Source organism: Methylobacterium sp. 001424705 (assembly GCF_059816145.1).
In genome coordinates this window covers 1-15,363 of sequence record NZ_JCBANU010000026.1, presented here as the reverse complement: position 1 = coordinate 15,363, position 15,363 = coordinate 1, and the positions used below count along the sequence as shown (strand labels likewise).

Below are 15,363 nucleotides of genomic sequence, written 5' to 3'. Positions count from 1 at the left end.
GAGCCGCGCCGGCATCGTTCGAGAGACCCACCGGGAGAACGCCATCATGGCCGCTGTACCATCGCCCCTCACCGCGCCCCACGCGCCGCCCCAGCCCAAGCCGATCTACCGGACCCTGTATTTCCAGGTGCTGGTCGCCGTGGCGATCGGCATCGCCCTCGGTCACTTCTACCCGCAGGTCGGCGCGGACATGAAGCCGCTCGGCGACGCCTTCATCAAGCTCGTCAAGATGATCATCGCGCCGGTGATCTTCCTCACCGTGGTGTCCGGCATCGCCGGCATGACCAACCTGGAGAAGGTCGGCCGCGTCGGCGGCAAGGCGCTGATCTACTTCATCACCTTCTCGACCCTGGCGCTGATCGTCGGCCTGATCGTGGCGAACCTCGTCCAGCCGGGCGCGGGCATGCACATCGATCCGAAGTCGCTCGATCCGAAGTCGATCGCGATGTACGCCGACAAGGCCAAGACGCAGACGATCACCGACTTCCTGATGAACATCATCCCGACCACGGCGGTGGGGGCGTTCTCGGGCGGCGAGATCCTCCAGGTGCTGTTCTTCTCGGTGCTGTTCGGCTTCGGGCTCGCCTTCCTGGGCGACCGCGGCAAGCCGGTCCTCGACATCATCAAGGTGCTGTCGGAAGCCATCTTCGGCGTCGTCAACATCATCATGAAGGTCGCCCCCATCGGCGCCTTCGGCGCCATGGCCTTCACCATCGGCAAGTACGGCATCGCCTCGCTCGCCAACCTCGCCTACCTGGTCGGCGCCTTCTACCTGACCTCGGCGATCTTCGTCCTCGGCGTGCTGGGCCTCGTCGCTCGCTACAACGGCTTCTCGATCCTCAAGCTCATCCGCTACATCAAGGAAGAGCTGATGCTGGTGCTCGGCACCTCGTCCTCCGAGTCCGCCCTGCCCTCGCTCCTCGAGAAGATGGAGCGCGCCGGCTGCTCGAAGCCCGTGGTCGGCCTCGTGGTCCCCACCGGCTACTCGTTCAACCTCGACGGCACCAACATCTACATGACGATGGCGGCGCTGTTCATCGCGCAGGCCACGGACACGCCCCTCACCTACGGCGAGCAGGGCCTCCTGCTCCTCGTGGCGATGCTGTCCTCCAAGGGCGCGGCCGGCGTCACCGGCTCGGGGTTCATCACCCTGGCGGCGACCCTCGCGGTGGTGCCCTCGGTGCCGGTCGTCGGCATGGCGCTGATCCTCGGCGTCGACCGCTTCATGTCCGAGTGCCGCGCGCTCACCAACTTCATCGGCAACGCGGTGGCCTGCATCGTGGTCGCCCGCTGGGAGGGCGAGGTCGACGACGTCAAGCTCGCGGCGGCGCTCGGCGGCAACCCGATGCCCCTCGACTCGGAGCTCCCGGCCCTGCAGCCGGCCGAGTGAGGCGACACGGGACCGGGCGCGCGGCGCCCGGTCCTCCTTCGTCAGGTCGAGCGTCGGACCGATCAGGGCCTGGCACCGTGGACAGGATCCGCGACGGCTGGCGTCCCTACACGGCGGGACCGCCTTCCCGCGAGGCCGGGTCGAGCCAGTTGACCACGCGCAGGTCGGCGACGCGTTCGAATTCGCGCAGATTGTCCGTCACCAGGGTTCGATTCAGCGCGAGGGCATGGGCGGCGATCAGCATGTCCATGGCGCCGATCGTCCTGCCCTCGCGCTCCAGCGTCGCTCGGATGGTGCCGTAGGCGTGCGCGCAGTCGGAGGCGTAGGGGACGATCTCGATGTTGCGCAGGGCACGCTCCACCTTGTCACGCAGGAGCGTCGAGCCCTTGCGCTCGACGCCGTAGCGCATCTCGCTCGCCACGATCGCGCTCGTGCAGATGGTGTCCTGGCCGACCCGGGCGATCATGCCCAGGACGGCGCTGTCTCTGCCCGCCCGGATGATCTCGGAGAGGATGTTGGTGTCAAGCAGGTAGCGCTCGCTCATCGCTCCACGGGCTCTGCGGGACGATCCGGGATCGGGTCCATCGCATCGTCCGGCGGCAGAGGTGGCTCATCCTTGAAGGCGGCCAGCAGCCCGATCTCACCCAGAGGCTCGATCTCGAGATTGCCGTTCGGCAGCCGGCGGATGCGCGCGCTCGTGCCGGGAAGCTCGAACCCGCGCGGAATGCGCAGCGCCTGATTGCGGCCGCTCCGGAACAGGCTCGCCGTCTTTCCGTCCATGAAACCCTCCCATGACGATCCCTTGCAGGAACATCCCGGTGGACCGTCGCAGGGGCCTGTGCCGGCGAGCATAGGCCCGTGGCAGGGGGCTGGCCACTGGCGGTCTTCGGTCCGCCGTGCCCGTCGCGGTTCCGAAGGGCCGGCCCGCACCCGCCTCCCCCATCACGGACCTATTCCACCGTGACGGATTTGGCGAGGTTGCGCGGCTGGTCGACGTCTTTGCCCATGAAGACGGCGGTGTGGTAGGCGATCAGCTGGATCGGCACCGCGTAGACGATGGGGGCCACCACCGGGTCGAGGTCGGGCATCGTCACGGTGGCCATGGTGTCGAGGCCGGCCGCGGCCGCGCCCTTGGCGTCGCCGATCAGGATGATGCGCCCGCCGCGGGCGGCCACCTCCTGCATGTTCGACACCGTCTTCTCGAAGATCGCGTCGTGGGGCGCGATCACGATCACCGGCACGCTCTCGTCGATGAGGGCGATGGGGCCGTGCTTGAGTTCACCCGCCGCATAACCTTCCGCGTGGATGTAGCTGATTTCCTTGAGCTTCAGGGCGCCTTCCAGCGCCATCGGGTAGCTGGTGCCGCGCCCCAGGTAGAGCACGTCTCGGGCCTTGGCGACCTCGCGGGCCAGCAGCTCGATTTCGCCCTCCAGCTTGGTCGCGTCGGCCATCAGGCCCGGCACGGTGATCAGCGCGTCGACGAGGCGGCGCTCCGCCTCGGCGCTCAGGGCGCCGCGGGCCCGCCCCGCCGCAATGGCGAGGCACAGCAGCACGGTGAGCTGGCACGAGAACGCCTTGGTGGAGGCGACGCCGATCTCCGGCCCGGCCAGGGTCGGCACGGTTGCGGAGGCCTCCCGGGCGATGGTGGAGGTCGGCACGTTGACCACCGCCAGGGTGTGCTGGCCCTGCCCCTTGGCGTAGCGCAGGGAGGCCAGGGTGTCGGCGGTCTCGCCCGATTGCGAGATCACGAGGGTGAGCCCGTCCCGGTCCAGCGGCGGCTCGCGGTAGCGCGCCTCCGAGGCGACGTCGATCTCGACGGGCAGGCGCGCCAGGCTCTCGAACCAGTACTTGGCCACGAGGCCGGCATAGTAGGCGGTGCCGCAGGCGGTGATCGAGATCCGCGAGAGCGCGGCGAAGTCGAAGGGCAGGGGTTCGGGCAGGGCCACGCGGCCGTTGGCGAGGTCGACGTAATGGGCCAGCGTCCGGCCCACCACCTCGGGCTGCTCGTGGATCTCCTTGGCCATGAAGTGGCGGTGGTTGCCCTTCTCCACCCGATAGGCCTGGGCGACGATGCGCTGGCGCTCGCGGGTGACGGGCCGTCCGTCCGGGTCGCGGATCTCGGCGCCCGCGCGCGACAGGATCGCCCAGTCGCCCTCGTCGAGATAGGTGATCTCCTGGGTGAAGGGCGCCAGCGCCAGGGCGTCCGAGCCGAGATAGGTCTCGCCCTCGCCGAACCCGATGGCCAGCGGCGCCCCGTGGCGGGCGCCGATGAGGAGGTCGTCGTGGCCGGTGAAGATGAAGCCCAGGGCGAAGGCCCCGTGCAGGCGCGGCAGGCAGGCCGCCACCGCCTCGACCGGCCCCAGGCCCCCCTCCATCGCGTGGCTGACGAGCTGGGCCACCACCTCGGTGTCGGTCTCGCTCTCGAAGCGCACGCCCTGGCCCTGCAGCTCGGCCTTCAGCGCGCGAAAATTCTCGATGATGCCGTTGTGCACGACGGCGACGCGCGTCGTGGCGTGCGGATGGGCGTTGGTCTCGTTGGGCCGCCCGTGGGTGGCCCAGCGGGTGTGGCCGATGCCGAGGCTGCCGCCGAGCGGCGCGTCGCGCAGGCGCATCTCCAGGTTGGCGAGCTTGCCCTCGGCGCGCCGGCGCTCCAGGTGCCCCTCCGTCAGGGTGGCGATGCCGGCCGAGTCGTAGCCGCGATATTCGAGCCGGCGCAGGGCTTCCACCAGCTGCCCGGCCACGGCGTCCCGTCCGACGATGCCAACGATTCCGCACATGGGTCTGGGTCTCTCAGGTGTTTCTCAGATGCCCGGCGCGAGGCCCGGACGCGGTCGCATGCGTCCGGGCTTGTACCGGATCGGGACAGGGGCGCGCCAGCCGCGTGACTCGGCGGCCGCCAAGCCTGCTTCGGAGCCGGCCAAGCCCGCTTCGGTCAGCCAAGCCCGCTTCGGTCAGCCAAGCCCGCTTCGGTCAGCCAAGCCCGCTTCGGTCAGCCAAGCCCGCTTCGGCCAGCCAAGCCCGCTTCGGAGCCTGCGCCGACAATCCTGAACGCGGGCTTTCAGCACACGCCCGCGTCGGCCTCACGGCTTCGGTTTCGTGGCCCGCGCCGCCTTCTCCGCCTGCAGGGCCGCGCGCTTGCCCGGCGCCCAGCCGGCCAGGTTGCGCTGGCGACCGCGCGACACCGCCAGGGCGTCGTCCGGCACGTCCCCGGCGATCACCGAGCCGGCGCCCACGATGGCGCCCGCGCCGACGCGGACGGGCGCCACCAGGGCGGTGTTCGAGCCGATGAAGGCCCCCGCCCCGATCTGCGTCCGGTGCTTGTTCACCCCGTCGTAGTTGCAGGTGATGGTGCCGGCCCCGAGATTGGCCCCCGCCCCGACCTCGGCGTCGCCCACGTAGGTCAGGTGGTTCGCCTTGGCGCCGGCGCCCATCCGGGCGTTCTTCACCTCGACGAAGTTGCCGATGCGGGCGCCGGTCTCCAGCACCGCCCCCGGGCGCAGGCGGGCATAGGGGCCGATCTGGACGCCGGACTCAAGCGTGGCGCCCTCCAGATGCGAGAAGCTGTGCACCACGCAGGCCTCGCCCACCGTCACATGAGGCCCGAACACCACGTGAGGTTCCACCACAACGTCCCGTCCCAACACCGTGTCGATGCTGAAGAAAACCGTCTCCGGCGCGATCAGGGTCGCCCCCGCCGCCATGGCCGCCCGGCGCAGGCGCCCCTGGATCTCGGCCTCGGCCACGGAGAGCTGGATCCGGTCGTTGACCCCCTGCGCCTCGGCCTCCGACACCGGCACCACCGCGACGGGCAGGCCGTCCGCCACCGCCAGGGCGACGGCGTCGGGCAGGTAGTATTCGCCCGCCGCGTTGGCGTTGCCGATGCGGGTGAGGAGGGGCAGCGCATGGGGGGCCGACAGGGCCATCAGGCCGGCATTGCACAGGGTGACGGCGCGCTCGGCCGCGCTCGCGTCCTTCTCCTCGCGGATCGCCAGGACGCGGTCCCCCTCCGTCAGCACCCGGCCGTAGCCGGTGGGATTCGGGCTCTCGAAGGCCAGCACCGCCACGGCCGCGCCCTGCGCCAGGGGCGCGCGCAGGCGCGCGAGGGTGTCGGCGGTGATCAGCGGCGTGTCGCCGAAGGCGATCACCACGTCGTCGTCGCCCGCCTCCAGGGCGGCACGGGCGGCCAGCACCGCGTGCGCGGTGCCGAGGCGCTCGGCCTGGGGGTAGACCGCCGCGCCGGGCGCCAGGGCGGCGATCTCGCGGGCGACCGCGTCCTGGCCCGGCTCCGCCACCACGGCGATGCGGGTCGCCCCGGCCCCCTGCGCGGCGGCCAGCACGTGCCCGAGCAGGGTCCGGCCGGCGACCCGGTGCAGCACCTTCGGCAGGTCCGAGCGCATCCGCGTGCCCTTGCCGGCGGCGAGCACGATGGCGGTGAGGCTGCGGTCTGCGTTCCTGGTCATCTGATCCGTCATCGAGGGTTCCGCCGCGGGTCGCGCTGTCGCTCGGGTCAAGCTGGTGCCCGGGTCAAGCTGGTGCTCTTGCGGGTGCTCTTGCGCGGGCTAAAGCGCCGATGGGGCTGTTTCAAGTCCGGGCTCGAACGGCATGGGCTTCATCGGTCCGGACCTCGTGCAGGGTCTCCGGCAGTATCGGTCGGGTCACAGGACCTGTCGGGCAAGGTTTGGCCCGGCCCGGACCGAACGGAAACGCGCCCTTCGGCGTTGACCGGCGCGGTTCGGGAGGGCTTAACCCCCGGTTCAGGGCCCGGCATGGTAGACACGACCGACGCTCGACCTCCGCGAGCCTCCCACATCGACGCCCTCGCCTTTCTCCGCGCGCCCCCGCCGACCCCACGGACCTGATGACGCCGCCGAACCCGGATTTCCTCGACGCCCCGTCCGCCAGCGGCCCGACCCGCTGCACCGGCCCGAGCCGCCGCACCGTACTCCGGCAGGCCGGCCTCGCGACGCTTGCCGGCGGTCTCGCGGCCCTGCCGGGGGCCGCCGCCGCCGCCGACGAGGCCCCCGCCCTGCCCGCCGACGGCACGCCGTTCCAGCCGGGCCTCGTCACCGATCTCGCCCGGGCCCTGGCCAGGCGCCCCTACGCGGCCCCCCGCATCGACGACCTGCCGGACGCCCTGACGGGCCTCAACCGCGAGCAGTACGCCGCCATCCGCACCCGGCCCGGCAGCGCGGTCTGGGCCGAGGCGGGCTTGGGCTTCACCCTGGAGCCCCTGCATCGCGGCTCGGTCTTCCGCTCCCGCGTGGCGCTGGCCCTGGTGGAGGAGGGCACCGTGCGCGCCCTGCCCTACGATCCGGCCCGGTTCGAGACGGAGGGCGTCGCCCTCCCGGCCTTCAAGGACGACCCCGGCTATTCGGGCTTCCGCATCCGCGCCCGCTTCCGCGGCGGGGAGCTCAGCGACTTCGCGATGGTCCAGGGGGCGTCGTTCTTCCGCCTCCTGGCCACCGGCCAGGGCTTCGGCGTCACGGCCCGGGCCCTGACCCTGCGCCCGGCCGACGCGAAGGGCGAGGAATTCCCCGAATTCCGTGCGATCTGGATCGAGCGGCCCGGCCCCGGCGGCCCCCTCGTCCTGCACGCCCTGGTGGATTCGCCCTCCGCCGCGGCGGCCCTGCGCATGAGCCTGCGCCCCGGCGACGCCTCCCTCTGCGACGTCGAGGGCACGGTCTTCGCCCGCGCGGCCATCGACCATCTGGGCCTCGGCGGCATGACCACGAGCTACCTGTTCGGCCCCCACGACCGGCGCGGGGCGGACGACGCCCGCGCGGGCGCCTCCGCCAGCGGCGGCCTGCAGATCCGCACCGGCGCCGGCGAGGCGATCTGGCGCCCGGTGCGCAATCCCCAGACCCTGCAGATCTCCTCCTTCCTCGACGAGAACCCGAAGGGCTTCGGCCTGATGCAGCGGGCGCGGGACTACGCCGCCTTCCAGGACGACGTGCAGCACTGGGAATGGCGCCCCTCCCTCTGGCTCGAGCCCCTCGGCGCCTGGGGCCCGGGGGCGGTGACCCTGCTGGAGATCCCGAGCGATTCCGAGTTCAACGAGAACGTGCTCGCCTATTGGCGCCCCAAGGCGACCCTGGCGGCCGGGGCCGAGATGCCCTTCAGCTACCGCCAGCACTGGTGCTGGCAGCCCCCCGAGCCGCCGAAGGTCGCCCTGGTCTCGGGCACGCGCAGCGGGCGCGGCGGCGACAACCGCCGCCTGTTCCTGGTGGACTTCACCGGCGCGGGCATCGCCGCCCCCGGGGACCTCCAGACCCAGCTCGGCGCGGCCTCCGGGGCGATCCCGTCGAGCACCCTCTACCGCTACCCCGAGCGCGACACCCTGCGGGTGGCCTTCGAGCTCGACCCGAAGGGCGAGAAGTCCTGCGAGCTGCGGCTCAACCTGCAGCGCGGCGGCATCCCCCTCACCGAAACCTGGCTCTACCGTTGGACCCCGTGACCGCATCCCCCCTCTCCCCCGACGCGGCGGCTCCGGCCGCCGCGGCCCGTCCCGTGGATCCGGCCGCCGCGGCCCGTCCGGCCCCCCGGCCCTTCGCCGCCGCGATGCCCCCCGAGGCGCCGCTGCCGATGCCCGTGCAGGACCTGGAGCATTGGGACCCGGCCGACGGCCACCGCCCGGCCGCGCGCCACGCCCAGCCCTGGCTCGCCCGCGCCTTCGTCTTCGGCGGGGCGGCGCTGCTCACCGCCTACGGCGCGATGCAGATGTACGAGGTGGTGGCGGTCTCGGGCGGCACCACGGCGCTGCAATACGTGCTGCTCGCCCTCTTCACCCTGAACTTCTCCTGGATCGCGCTGGCCTTCACCGGCGCGATCCTGGGCTTCCTCGTCCTTCTGCGCCGCGGAACGACCCCGGCCCTGCCGGCGCGTCTGGCCACCCGCACCGCGGTGGTGATGCCGGTCTACAACGAGGCCACCGCGCGCACCTTCGCGGCCATCGAGGCGATGCGCGCCGAGATCGACGCCACGGGCCTGGGCGAGGCCTTCGACTACTTCGTCCTGTCGGATTCGACCCAGGGCGACGCCTGGATCGCCGAGGAGCGCGCCTTCCTCGAGCTCCGGGCCCGCTGGGGCGGCGCACGGGCGCGGCTGTACTACCGCCATCGCGCCAAGAACCACCACCGCAAGGCCGGCAACATCGGTGACTTCGTCTCCCGCTGGGGGGGCGCCTACGACCACATGCTGGTCCTCGACGCCGACAGCCTGATGACCGGCTCCTGCGTGGTGCATCTGGCCGCCGCCATGGAGGCGGACCCGGATGCCGGCATCATCCAGTCGCTGCCGCTCATCATCAACCGCAACACCCTGTTCGCCCGGGTCCAGCAATTCGCCGCGCGGATCTACGGGCCGGTGATCGCCACGGGCCTCTCCGTCTGGTCGGGCCGCGACGGCAACTACTGGGGCCACAACGCCATCATCCGCACCCGCGCCTTCGCGGCGGCCTGCGGCCTGCCCGACCTGAAGGGCAAGCCGCCCTTCGGCGGGCACGTGCTCAGCCACGACTTCGTGGAGGCGGCCCTGATCCGGCGGGCCGGCTGGAGCGTGACCATGCTGCCGGCGCTGCCCGGCTCCTACGAGGAGAGCCCGCCCTCGCTCATCGACGTGGCGGTGCGCGACCGGCGCTGGGCGCAAGGGAACCTCCAGCACAGCCGCATCATCGGCACGGCGGGGCTGGCCCTCGCCTCCCGCCAGCACTTCGCCACCGGCATCGCCGGCTACGTCGCCTCGCCCCTGTGGCTGGCCCAGCTCGTGGTCGGTATCGCCCTGGTGCTCCAGACCGCCTATGTGCGGCCGGAATACTTCACCTCCGAGTTCGGCCTCTACCCGGTCTGGCCGCGCTTCGATCCCGTGCGCGCGCTCCAGCTCTTCGGCCTGACCATGGGCATCCTGCTGGCGCCGAAGTTTCTGGGACTGGGCCTCGCGCTGATCGACGGACCCGTGCGCCGGGCCTGCGGCGGCGCGGTCCGCCTCGTGCTGTCGAGCCTGATCGAGATCCTGCTCTCGGCCCTGATCGCCCCGATCGCGATGCTGATCCAGTCGGGCTCGGTGTTCCAGATCCTGCTCGGGCGCGACACCGGCTGGAACCCGCAGCGGCGCGACGACGGCTCGATCCCCTGGTCCGACATCGTGCGCCGCCACCGCTGGCACATGGCGCTCGGCCTGGTCACGGGGGTGGCGGCCTTCGCCATCGCCACCTCGCTGTTCCTGTGGATGTCGCCCACCATCCTGGGCCTCGTCCTGGCGATTCCCATCTCCTGGGCGAGCGGCCAGCTCGGCCTCGGGCTGGCCCTGCGGCGCCTCGGCCTGCTGATGACCCCGGAGGAGCGTGACCCCCCCGCCATCGCCGTGCAGGCCGGGGCCCTGAGCCGGCGCAACGCCGAGGCGGGCCTCGACGACGCGGATGCGCTCAGTGCCCTCCACGCCGATGCGGACCTCGCCGCGGCCCACGCGGCGATGCTGCCCGAGACCGCCCCCCGCCCGCGCGGGGTCATCGACCCCGACCGGGCGCTGGCCCAGGCCAAGGTGGTGGAGGCGGAGGGCATCGCCGAGGCCCGGGCCTGGCTGACGCCGAAGGAGCGCATGGCCCTCCTGCACGACCGCGCCCTCCTCGACCGCCTCACCCGCCTGGCACCCTGAGCCCGCGCCGTCCGGCCTGACCGCACCGCAGCGCCGGCGGTGACGCGCCGCCGCCGGGCCCGGACGGGGTTTCCCGTTTCAATCCCGGCCTCTCGTCACCGGGGCCGGCCCCCACGCCTTTGCTGCTGGAATACCAAGTGGCAGGATACGGCGTTCCACCCAGGAACACCGAGGAACACCTTCACCCGCCCGGCCCAGCCGCGGCGGGTTTTTCGGGCGTGGACGATGGCGGCGGGGCGGACGGGCGACGCGCCGATCGCGCCGAAGCCCTCGGGCGACCGGGCGACCGGGCGACCGGGCGACCGGGCTTGCGCCATCCCGCTCCACCGGGCGGCGCAAGGGCGGGCCCCGCGGCGACGGTTGACGCCGCCCCGCGGGCAGCCATAGACAGGATCGCCGGTTCGAACGAGGGCGAACAGGAGCGGCGGGTCCGGGCCCGGTGCTTCCGCGGCGGCGAAGTCTCTCGCTCCCGCATGGGCTTGGAAGGGTGGCCGAGTGGTTTAAGGCAGCGGTCTTGAAAACCGCCGTAGGCGCAAGTCTACCGTGGGTTCGAATCCCACCCCTTCCGCCAAAGTATCCATTCGATGCACTCGACCGAGACCAATCGGCGTGGTTCATGACCGATAGGCCCATTGGCGCAGTCCGGGAGACCGGATCGTCCAGGGCTGTGCGATCAGCTTGTTCCAAGCCTCGCAGCTGTGATCGGGGATGTCCTCGCAGGAGGCGAAGACCCTGTCGCCGAGCCGGTTCTCGCGCAGGACCTGCCAGACCTTCTCGACCGGGTCGAGTTCGGGGGCATGAGACGGCAACGTCGGCAAGGCGATGGTGTCGGGCGCCACGAGGTCGGCGGCGACGTGCCGGCCGGTTCCCTCAAGGATCGGGACAGCGTGAGCGCCGGGATCGACGGCGCGACGGATCTCGGCCCGATGCGCGGTCATGGCCGGCCTGGCGCAGCGGAACAGGACGAGGCTGGCGCCCTCGCCTTTCGCTGGGCAGACCGCCCCGAAGATGCCGGCGGAAGCCGTGCGCCGATCCTTCGGAGCTGCGGGCCGGCTGCCCTGGCGTGCCCAGCGCCGCGGTGCCGGGTTCTTCTGGCCGAGGCGGGCCTCGTCCTGCCACCGGAGTTCGACCGACGCTCTTCTCGTCGAGGCTGATCCCAAAGCGCTCGAACAGCCAGGCGGCCGAGTCTTTCCGCCGCCAGCGCACCACGCCGTGCGGCTGCAGGTTCGGCCCTTCCTCGATGACAGCCGCCAGGGCGTGTCGCCGCGCATCGTCGCGCGTGAACCGTAGGCCGGGGCTCCTGCGCTCGAGCAAACCGTCCGGCCCAGCCGTGTCGAAGGCCAGCCCCCAGTCGCGCACCCTCTGCAGGCCGACCGCGCCGATCCGCGCAAGCCCGGGTGCGGCTTTCGCCCTCGTCGATCGCGGCCCGCGCTCGAAGGCGCCGGCTCTGACCGGCATCGCGGCTCGTCCGCGCCCGGCGTCGTCGGGCATCGGCACCAGTCCGCGCGCAGGTCCACGGCCTTCGACAGGGCAAACCTCCTGGCTCGCCGCATCGGATCACGCCCGACGCGCGCGCGTAGAACCCGTGCGTCCTCAGCCGTACCGATGGGCATCAGACGGCCCGGACCAGCAGATCGATGAAGCGCCGGACCTTCGGCGCGAGATGGCGGCGGCTGGGATAGATGAGGCTGATCGGCACCGGCGGGGCGCCATGGTCCGTCAACAGCGCGACGAGCCGTCCTTCGGCGAGATCCCGTTCGACGACATAGCCGGGCAGGAACGCCAGCCCCGCCCCGGAGACCGCCGCGTCGCGGAGCGCTTCGCCGCTGTCGAGCGACAGGCGGGCGCGGGGGGTGACGGCGACGGTCCTGCCCTCGACGGTGAAGCGCCACGGGCGCCTCTGCCCGGCGCCGACGTAATTCAGGCAGTCGTGCCCCGCCAGATCGTCGGGATGCCGCGGCGCCGGATGCGTGGACAGATAGGCAGGACTCGCGACGACCCGATCGTGCTGCTGGGTCAGGGTTCGGGTGATGAGGCGGCTGGTCTCGCGGGGCTCGCCGATCCGAATCGCCAGGTCGATCCCGTCCTCGATGAGGTCGCCGATCCGGTCGGTGAAGCTCGCCTCGGCCTTCAGCCGGGGCCAGCGGGCCAGGAAATCGTTGAGCAGCGGCAGGATCACGACGCGTCCGAACGTCATCGGCGCGGTCATGCGGAACAGACCCTGCGGCTCCCCGCCGCCATCGGACATCGACGACTCCGCCGCTTCGAGGTCGGCCAGGATCGGCGTGCAGCGATCGAGGAACACGCGGCCGTCGTCGGTCAGCCCCAGGCTGCGCGTCGTCCGGTGGAACAGGCGGACGCCGAGGCGATCCTCGAGGCGGGCGACGCTCTTGGCGATGCCCGACCGCGTCATCGCGCGCGCCCGCGCCGCGCCGACGAAGCTGCCCGCCTCGGCGGCCGCGACGAAGGCGACGATGTCGTTGATGTTGCCCGGTGCCATGCGGCGCCGTCGCTCCTTCGCAGTGTCGACGTCCCGTCGCCAATCACCGGACTATATCGGGGACGTGAACGGATCAACGCCATCGGGAGCCAGCGCCATGACCTTCAACCCCACCGTGATTCATCGCCTCGACCGATGGGCCGCGAGCCTGCGGGACCTCGCCCCCGTCCTCCGCGGCGAGACCGCGTCCGTGACGATCGACGACATCCGGCGGTCGTACGTCCGCACGATGGCCGAGCATCCGACGCCGGCCGACATGCGGATCGAACAGGTCGACATGGGCGGCGTGCCGGCGACCCTCGTCACCCCGCCGGAGGTCGCGGGCGACCGCGTGCTCTTCTACATCCACGGCGGGGCGTACATCGTCGGCGGGCCGGGCGGCTATCACGGGCTGGCCGCGGCGTTCGCCAGGGCGTTGAAGGCGCGCGTCTACCTGCCCGATTACCGGCTGGCGCCGGAGCATCCGTTCCCCGTTCCGATCGCGGATACGTTCGCGGCCTACCGCTGGCTGATCGCCCAGGGGCAGGACCCGGCCTCGGTGACGTTCGCGGGGGATTCGGCCGGCGGGGCGATGGTCGTCTCGGTGATGGTCCTGGCGCGCAATGCCGGCGTGGCGCTGCCGGCCGGCGGTGCGGCGCTCTCGCCCTGGGCGAACCTCGAGCACACCGGCGCGTCGATGACCAATCGCGAGGGCCTCGACAGGCTGAACACCAAGGCCGGCCTCGACCTGATGGCCAGGACCTTCCTGGGCGGCGCGCTGCCGAACAGCCCCGAGGCATCGCCGGTCTTCGCCGATGTCCGCGGGCTGCCGCCGATCCTGGTGCAGATCGGCGAAGGCGAACTGATGCTGAGCGACGCCATCCGGCTCGCGGCGCATCTCGGCGAGAACCGGGTCCGCGCCTCGCTGGAGGTCTGGCCGGGGATGTTCCACGTCTGGCACATGTTCCATGCCGAACTGGCCGAAGGGCGCGAGGCGATCGCCACCGCGGCGGCGTTCCTGGATCGGGCCGTGACGGCGGCCTGCGCCGGTTCGGGGGATCGCGGCACGCCGTGACGGTCTGTTCACCACACCCGACGAAGCCGCCGCGGCGGCGCGAGGAGCCACCGCACTGCAACAAAGTCGAAAGGGATCGATCCTATCCACCCCCTCTTAACGATGAGGGCAAGGGCGATGGGCGCGAAGGTGCTCCTGGCACTGACGGTGGTGGTCTACCTGACGACCGGGTCCGCTCCGCGGATGCGCGAGGTTCGCAACCCGGATGCCGAGGTGAGCGGCGGGCGGGTCGCCGCTCACCTGAAGCGGAATACCCTGTAGGGCCGTCGGTGCGGGACGCGCCGTGCGCGCCGTGGTCCGGATGGCGGTCGACCCGACCCGTTCGTCGATCGCGGCCGAAACGAGAAGGGCCAGCCCGAAGGCTGGCCCCTGGTGGGATGCGGTGCGGGCCGCTTACTCGGCCGCCGACATCTCGGGCGTGAAGTGGCCGCACCAGTCGCTGGTGGCGACCACCGGCCAGAGGCCCTTCGACTCGGGGGCGGGCTGGGTCACGGGCGGGTTGTAGCGGCACAGGCCCTCTTCGCCGGCCGCCTGGGCGCCGTTCACCTTGTGCTCGTCGAAGAACTTGCAGCTGTCGCAATGCGCGTGGCCGGCCATGGGAGCTCCTTGGGATCTGCGCGGCGGCGAAGGCCGCGCTCAGTTACGAATTAGATCAATTCCAATCTGGCTGTCAACGGCTGGGCCGGGCGCCGGTTCCGACTCGGCAGGCGGGGACCGTCTCGGCGACCGGGACGCCGCGTGCGGACGTCCCGGTCGCCCCGTCAGTGCTCGGTGCCCGGCATGTTCTCCCGCGGCGTGCCGCCGTGATCGCGCACGAAGCTCGATCGCTTCGGGTCGTTCTTCAGGTCGGCGACCTGCTTGCGGGCCCCGAGGGCGAGGAAGCCGATGCCGCCGAGGGTTCCCAGGGCGAGGATCAGAAGTGGATAGCCGGCGCTCATCCGTCACACTCCGTTTGACCCCGTTCGGACGTTTGGGGCGAGTCTGCATAATGCTGCAAGATGGGCGGAGGTTGCGCAGGAAATTTCCGAATCACGGCGGGGCCGGTCGGCGTTCGACGGCGCCGGCGGTGTTCGAATGCGGGATCCTGTCCCCGTCGCGTCCGGGGCGGACCTTCACAACTCCCGGGGCTTGCCGGGGAGGCTTGGCCCGAAAGGCCTCGGGGTCGCGGGCTCTTCCCCGCTTCCGATCTCCCCGTGCGGCCGCGGACGGGCCGCCGCGTCCCACAGCCAGAATGTGGCGAGATAGGAGATTTCCATCGCCGCCAGCATCAGCACGGCATGGCCCAGCACGGAGGCCGGGTCCCTTTGGTTGAGGGCGCCTTCGAGTCCGATGGCGACCGCCAGGAGCGCGACGATCGCCAGCAGGCCCGAGATCCGGACCGCGCGGCTGGCCACGGCGCCCAAGAGAAGGAAGGACAGGTACAACATGGCGTCCCCGAGGGTTGGGCCCGTTCAGACTACCTACGGTTCGCGAAGGTACAAGTTCCACCAATAGGCTAGTTTGTGCTCCGCGGTATTACCCGTGCATTGCAAAAAAGCAGGATGGCAAAAGTGTTGTCGGGTCGAGATCGGTGCGGATCAGGAAGAGATGTCGGCGGATAGTGGCATCGAGACCGATCGCGAGGCCCGTCGCGACGCCGGGGGCGCTGGACGCCCCTCCGGGCCGAGGTGCGCCGCGCGTCGGCGCCCATGTCCGGGTGGGACGGGACGTGGTAGAGGCGAAGGCCGCAAGGCTCCTCGGACCCAAGCCCCCGCCCCGGAACAATCGATG

13 protein-coding genes, 1 tRNA gene and 1 pseudogene are annotated in these 15,363 nt (G+C 71.6%); 6 read left to right on the top strand and 9 right to left on the bottom strand.

Annotation, left to right across the window (positions count from 1 at the left end; all coding sequences use genetic code 11):
• Positions 1-46: 46 nt before the first annotated feature.
• Complete coding sequence (locus tag AC6EUL_RS18330) at positions 47-1,390, top strand: dicarboxylate/amino acid:cation symporter (RefSeq protein ID WP_056221902.1); 1,344 nt, start codon at positions 47-49, stop codon at positions 1,388-1,390.
• Between the two features lie 106 nt (positions 1,391-1,496).
• Here AC6EUL_RS18330 and AC6EUL_RS18325 read toward each other — a convergent pair whose 3' ends face one another.
• From AC6EUL_RS18325 to glmU, 4 genes are all read right to left on the bottom strand, one after another.
• Positions 1,497-1,934 (bottom strand): type II toxin-antitoxin system VapC family toxin, encoded by a 438-nt coding sequence (locus tag AC6EUL_RS18325; protein ID WP_056221897.1) that lies wholly within the window; start codon positions 1,932-1,934, stop codon positions 1,497-1,499.
• A complete protein-coding gene (locus tag AC6EUL_RS18320; protein WP_056221894.1) occupies positions 1,931-2,170 on the bottom strand; it encodes an antitoxin in 240 nt (79 codons plus the stop codon). Before AC6EUL_RS18320 ends, AC6EUL_RS18325 begins: the two co-directional genes overlap by 4 nt.
• 170 nt (positions 2,171-2,340) lie before the next feature.
• Positions 2,341-4,167 carry a glutamine--fructose-6-phosphate transaminase (isomerizing) gene (gene glmS, locus AC6EUL_RS18315; RefSeq protein WP_056221892.1) on the bottom strand — a complete coding sequence of 609 codons (1,827 nt, stop codon included), beginning with the start codon at positions 4,165-4,167 and terminating at the stop codon, positions 2,341-2,343.
• Positions 4,168-4,470: 303 nt separating this feature from the next.
• The gene (glmU, locus tag AC6EUL_RS18310) at positions 4,471-5,850 is read right to left on the bottom strand and encodes a bifunctional UDP-N-acetylglucosamine diphosphorylase/glucosamine-1-phosphate N-acetyltransferase GlmU (protein ID WP_499871803.1); all 1,380 of its coding nucleotides are present in this window, start codon (positions 5,848-5,850) and stop codon (positions 4,471-4,473) included.
• Between the two features lie 398 nt (positions 5,851-6,248).
• On the opposite strand from glmU, the gene AC6EUL_RS18305 reads away from it, so the two are divergent.
• From AC6EUL_RS18305 to AC6EUL_RS18295, 3 genes are all read left to right on the top strand, one after another.
• Positions 6,249-7,844: an OpgD/OpgG family glucan biosynthesis protein gene (locus AC6EUL_RS18305; protein ID WP_499871801.1), complete on the top strand. Its 1,596-nt coding sequence runs from the start codon at positions 6,249-6,251 to the stop codon at positions 7,842-7,844.
• Positions 7,845-7,897: 53 nt separating this feature from the next.
• Entirely contained in the window at positions 7,898-10,039 is a 2,142-nt protein-coding gene (mdoH, locus tag AC6EUL_RS18300; RefSeq protein WP_280136503.1) for a glucans biosynthesis glucosyltransferase MdoH, read from the top strand.
• A 481-nt stretch (positions 10,040-10,520) separates the two neighbouring features.
• Positions 10,521-10,610, top strand: a tRNA-Ser gene (locus AC6EUL_RS18295).
• Positions 10,611-10,653: 43 nt separating this feature from the next.
• Here AC6EUL_RS18295 and AC6EUL_RS18290 read toward each other — a convergent pair.
• Positions 10,654-11,568: pseudogene (locus AC6EUL_RS18290) on the bottom strand (transposase).
• Between the two features lie 83 nt (positions 11,569-11,651).
• Positions 11,652-12,539, bottom strand: a complete 888-nt coding sequence (locus AC6EUL_RS18285; RefSeq protein WP_056349697.1) for a LysR family transcriptional regulator — start codon at positions 12,537-12,539, stop codon at positions 11,652-11,654.
• A gap of 97 nt (positions 12,540-12,636) precedes the next feature.
• On the opposite strand from AC6EUL_RS18285, the gene AC6EUL_RS18280 reads away from it, so the two are divergent.
• Together AC6EUL_RS18280 and AC6EUL_RS18275 are read left to right on the top strand one after the other, a co-directional pair.
• Complete coding sequence (locus AC6EUL_RS18280; RefSeq protein ID WP_499871799.1) at positions 12,637-13,593, top strand: alpha/beta hydrolase; 957 nt, start codon at positions 12,637-12,639, stop codon at positions 13,591-13,593.
• 117 nt (positions 13,594-13,710) lie between these two features.
• The gene (locus AC6EUL_RS18275; RefSeq protein WP_200917504.1) at positions 13,711-13,854 is read left to right on the top strand and encodes a hypothetical protein; all 144 of its coding nucleotides are present in this window, start codon (positions 13,711-13,713) and stop codon (positions 13,852-13,854) included.
• A gap of 132 nt (positions 13,855-13,986) precedes the next feature.
• Here AC6EUL_RS18275 and AC6EUL_RS18270 read toward each other — a convergent pair whose 3' ends face one another.
• The 3 genes from AC6EUL_RS18270 to AC6EUL_RS18260 all read right to left on the bottom strand — a co-directional run bounded on the left by AC6EUL_RS18270 (position 13,987) and on the right by AC6EUL_RS18260 (position 15,020).
• Positions 13,987-14,190 (bottom strand): hypothetical protein, encoded by a 204-nt coding sequence (locus AC6EUL_RS18270; RefSeq protein ID WP_055953942.1) that lies wholly within the window; start codon positions 14,188-14,190, stop codon positions 13,987-13,989.
• A gap of 164 nt (positions 14,191-14,354) precedes the next feature.
• Positions 14,355-14,531 carry a hypothetical protein gene (locus AC6EUL_RS18265; RefSeq protein WP_200917502.1) on the bottom strand — a complete coding sequence of 59 codons (177 nt, stop codon included), beginning with the start codon at positions 14,529-14,531 and terminating at the stop codon, positions 14,355-14,357.
• Between the two features lie 174 nt (positions 14,532-14,705).
• The gene (locus AC6EUL_RS18260; RefSeq protein WP_499871796.1) at positions 14,706-15,020 is read right to left on the bottom strand and encodes a hypothetical protein; all 315 of its coding nucleotides are present in this window, start codon (positions 15,018-15,020) and stop codon (positions 14,706-14,708) included.
• Positions 15,021-15,363: the final 343 nt, after the last annotated feature.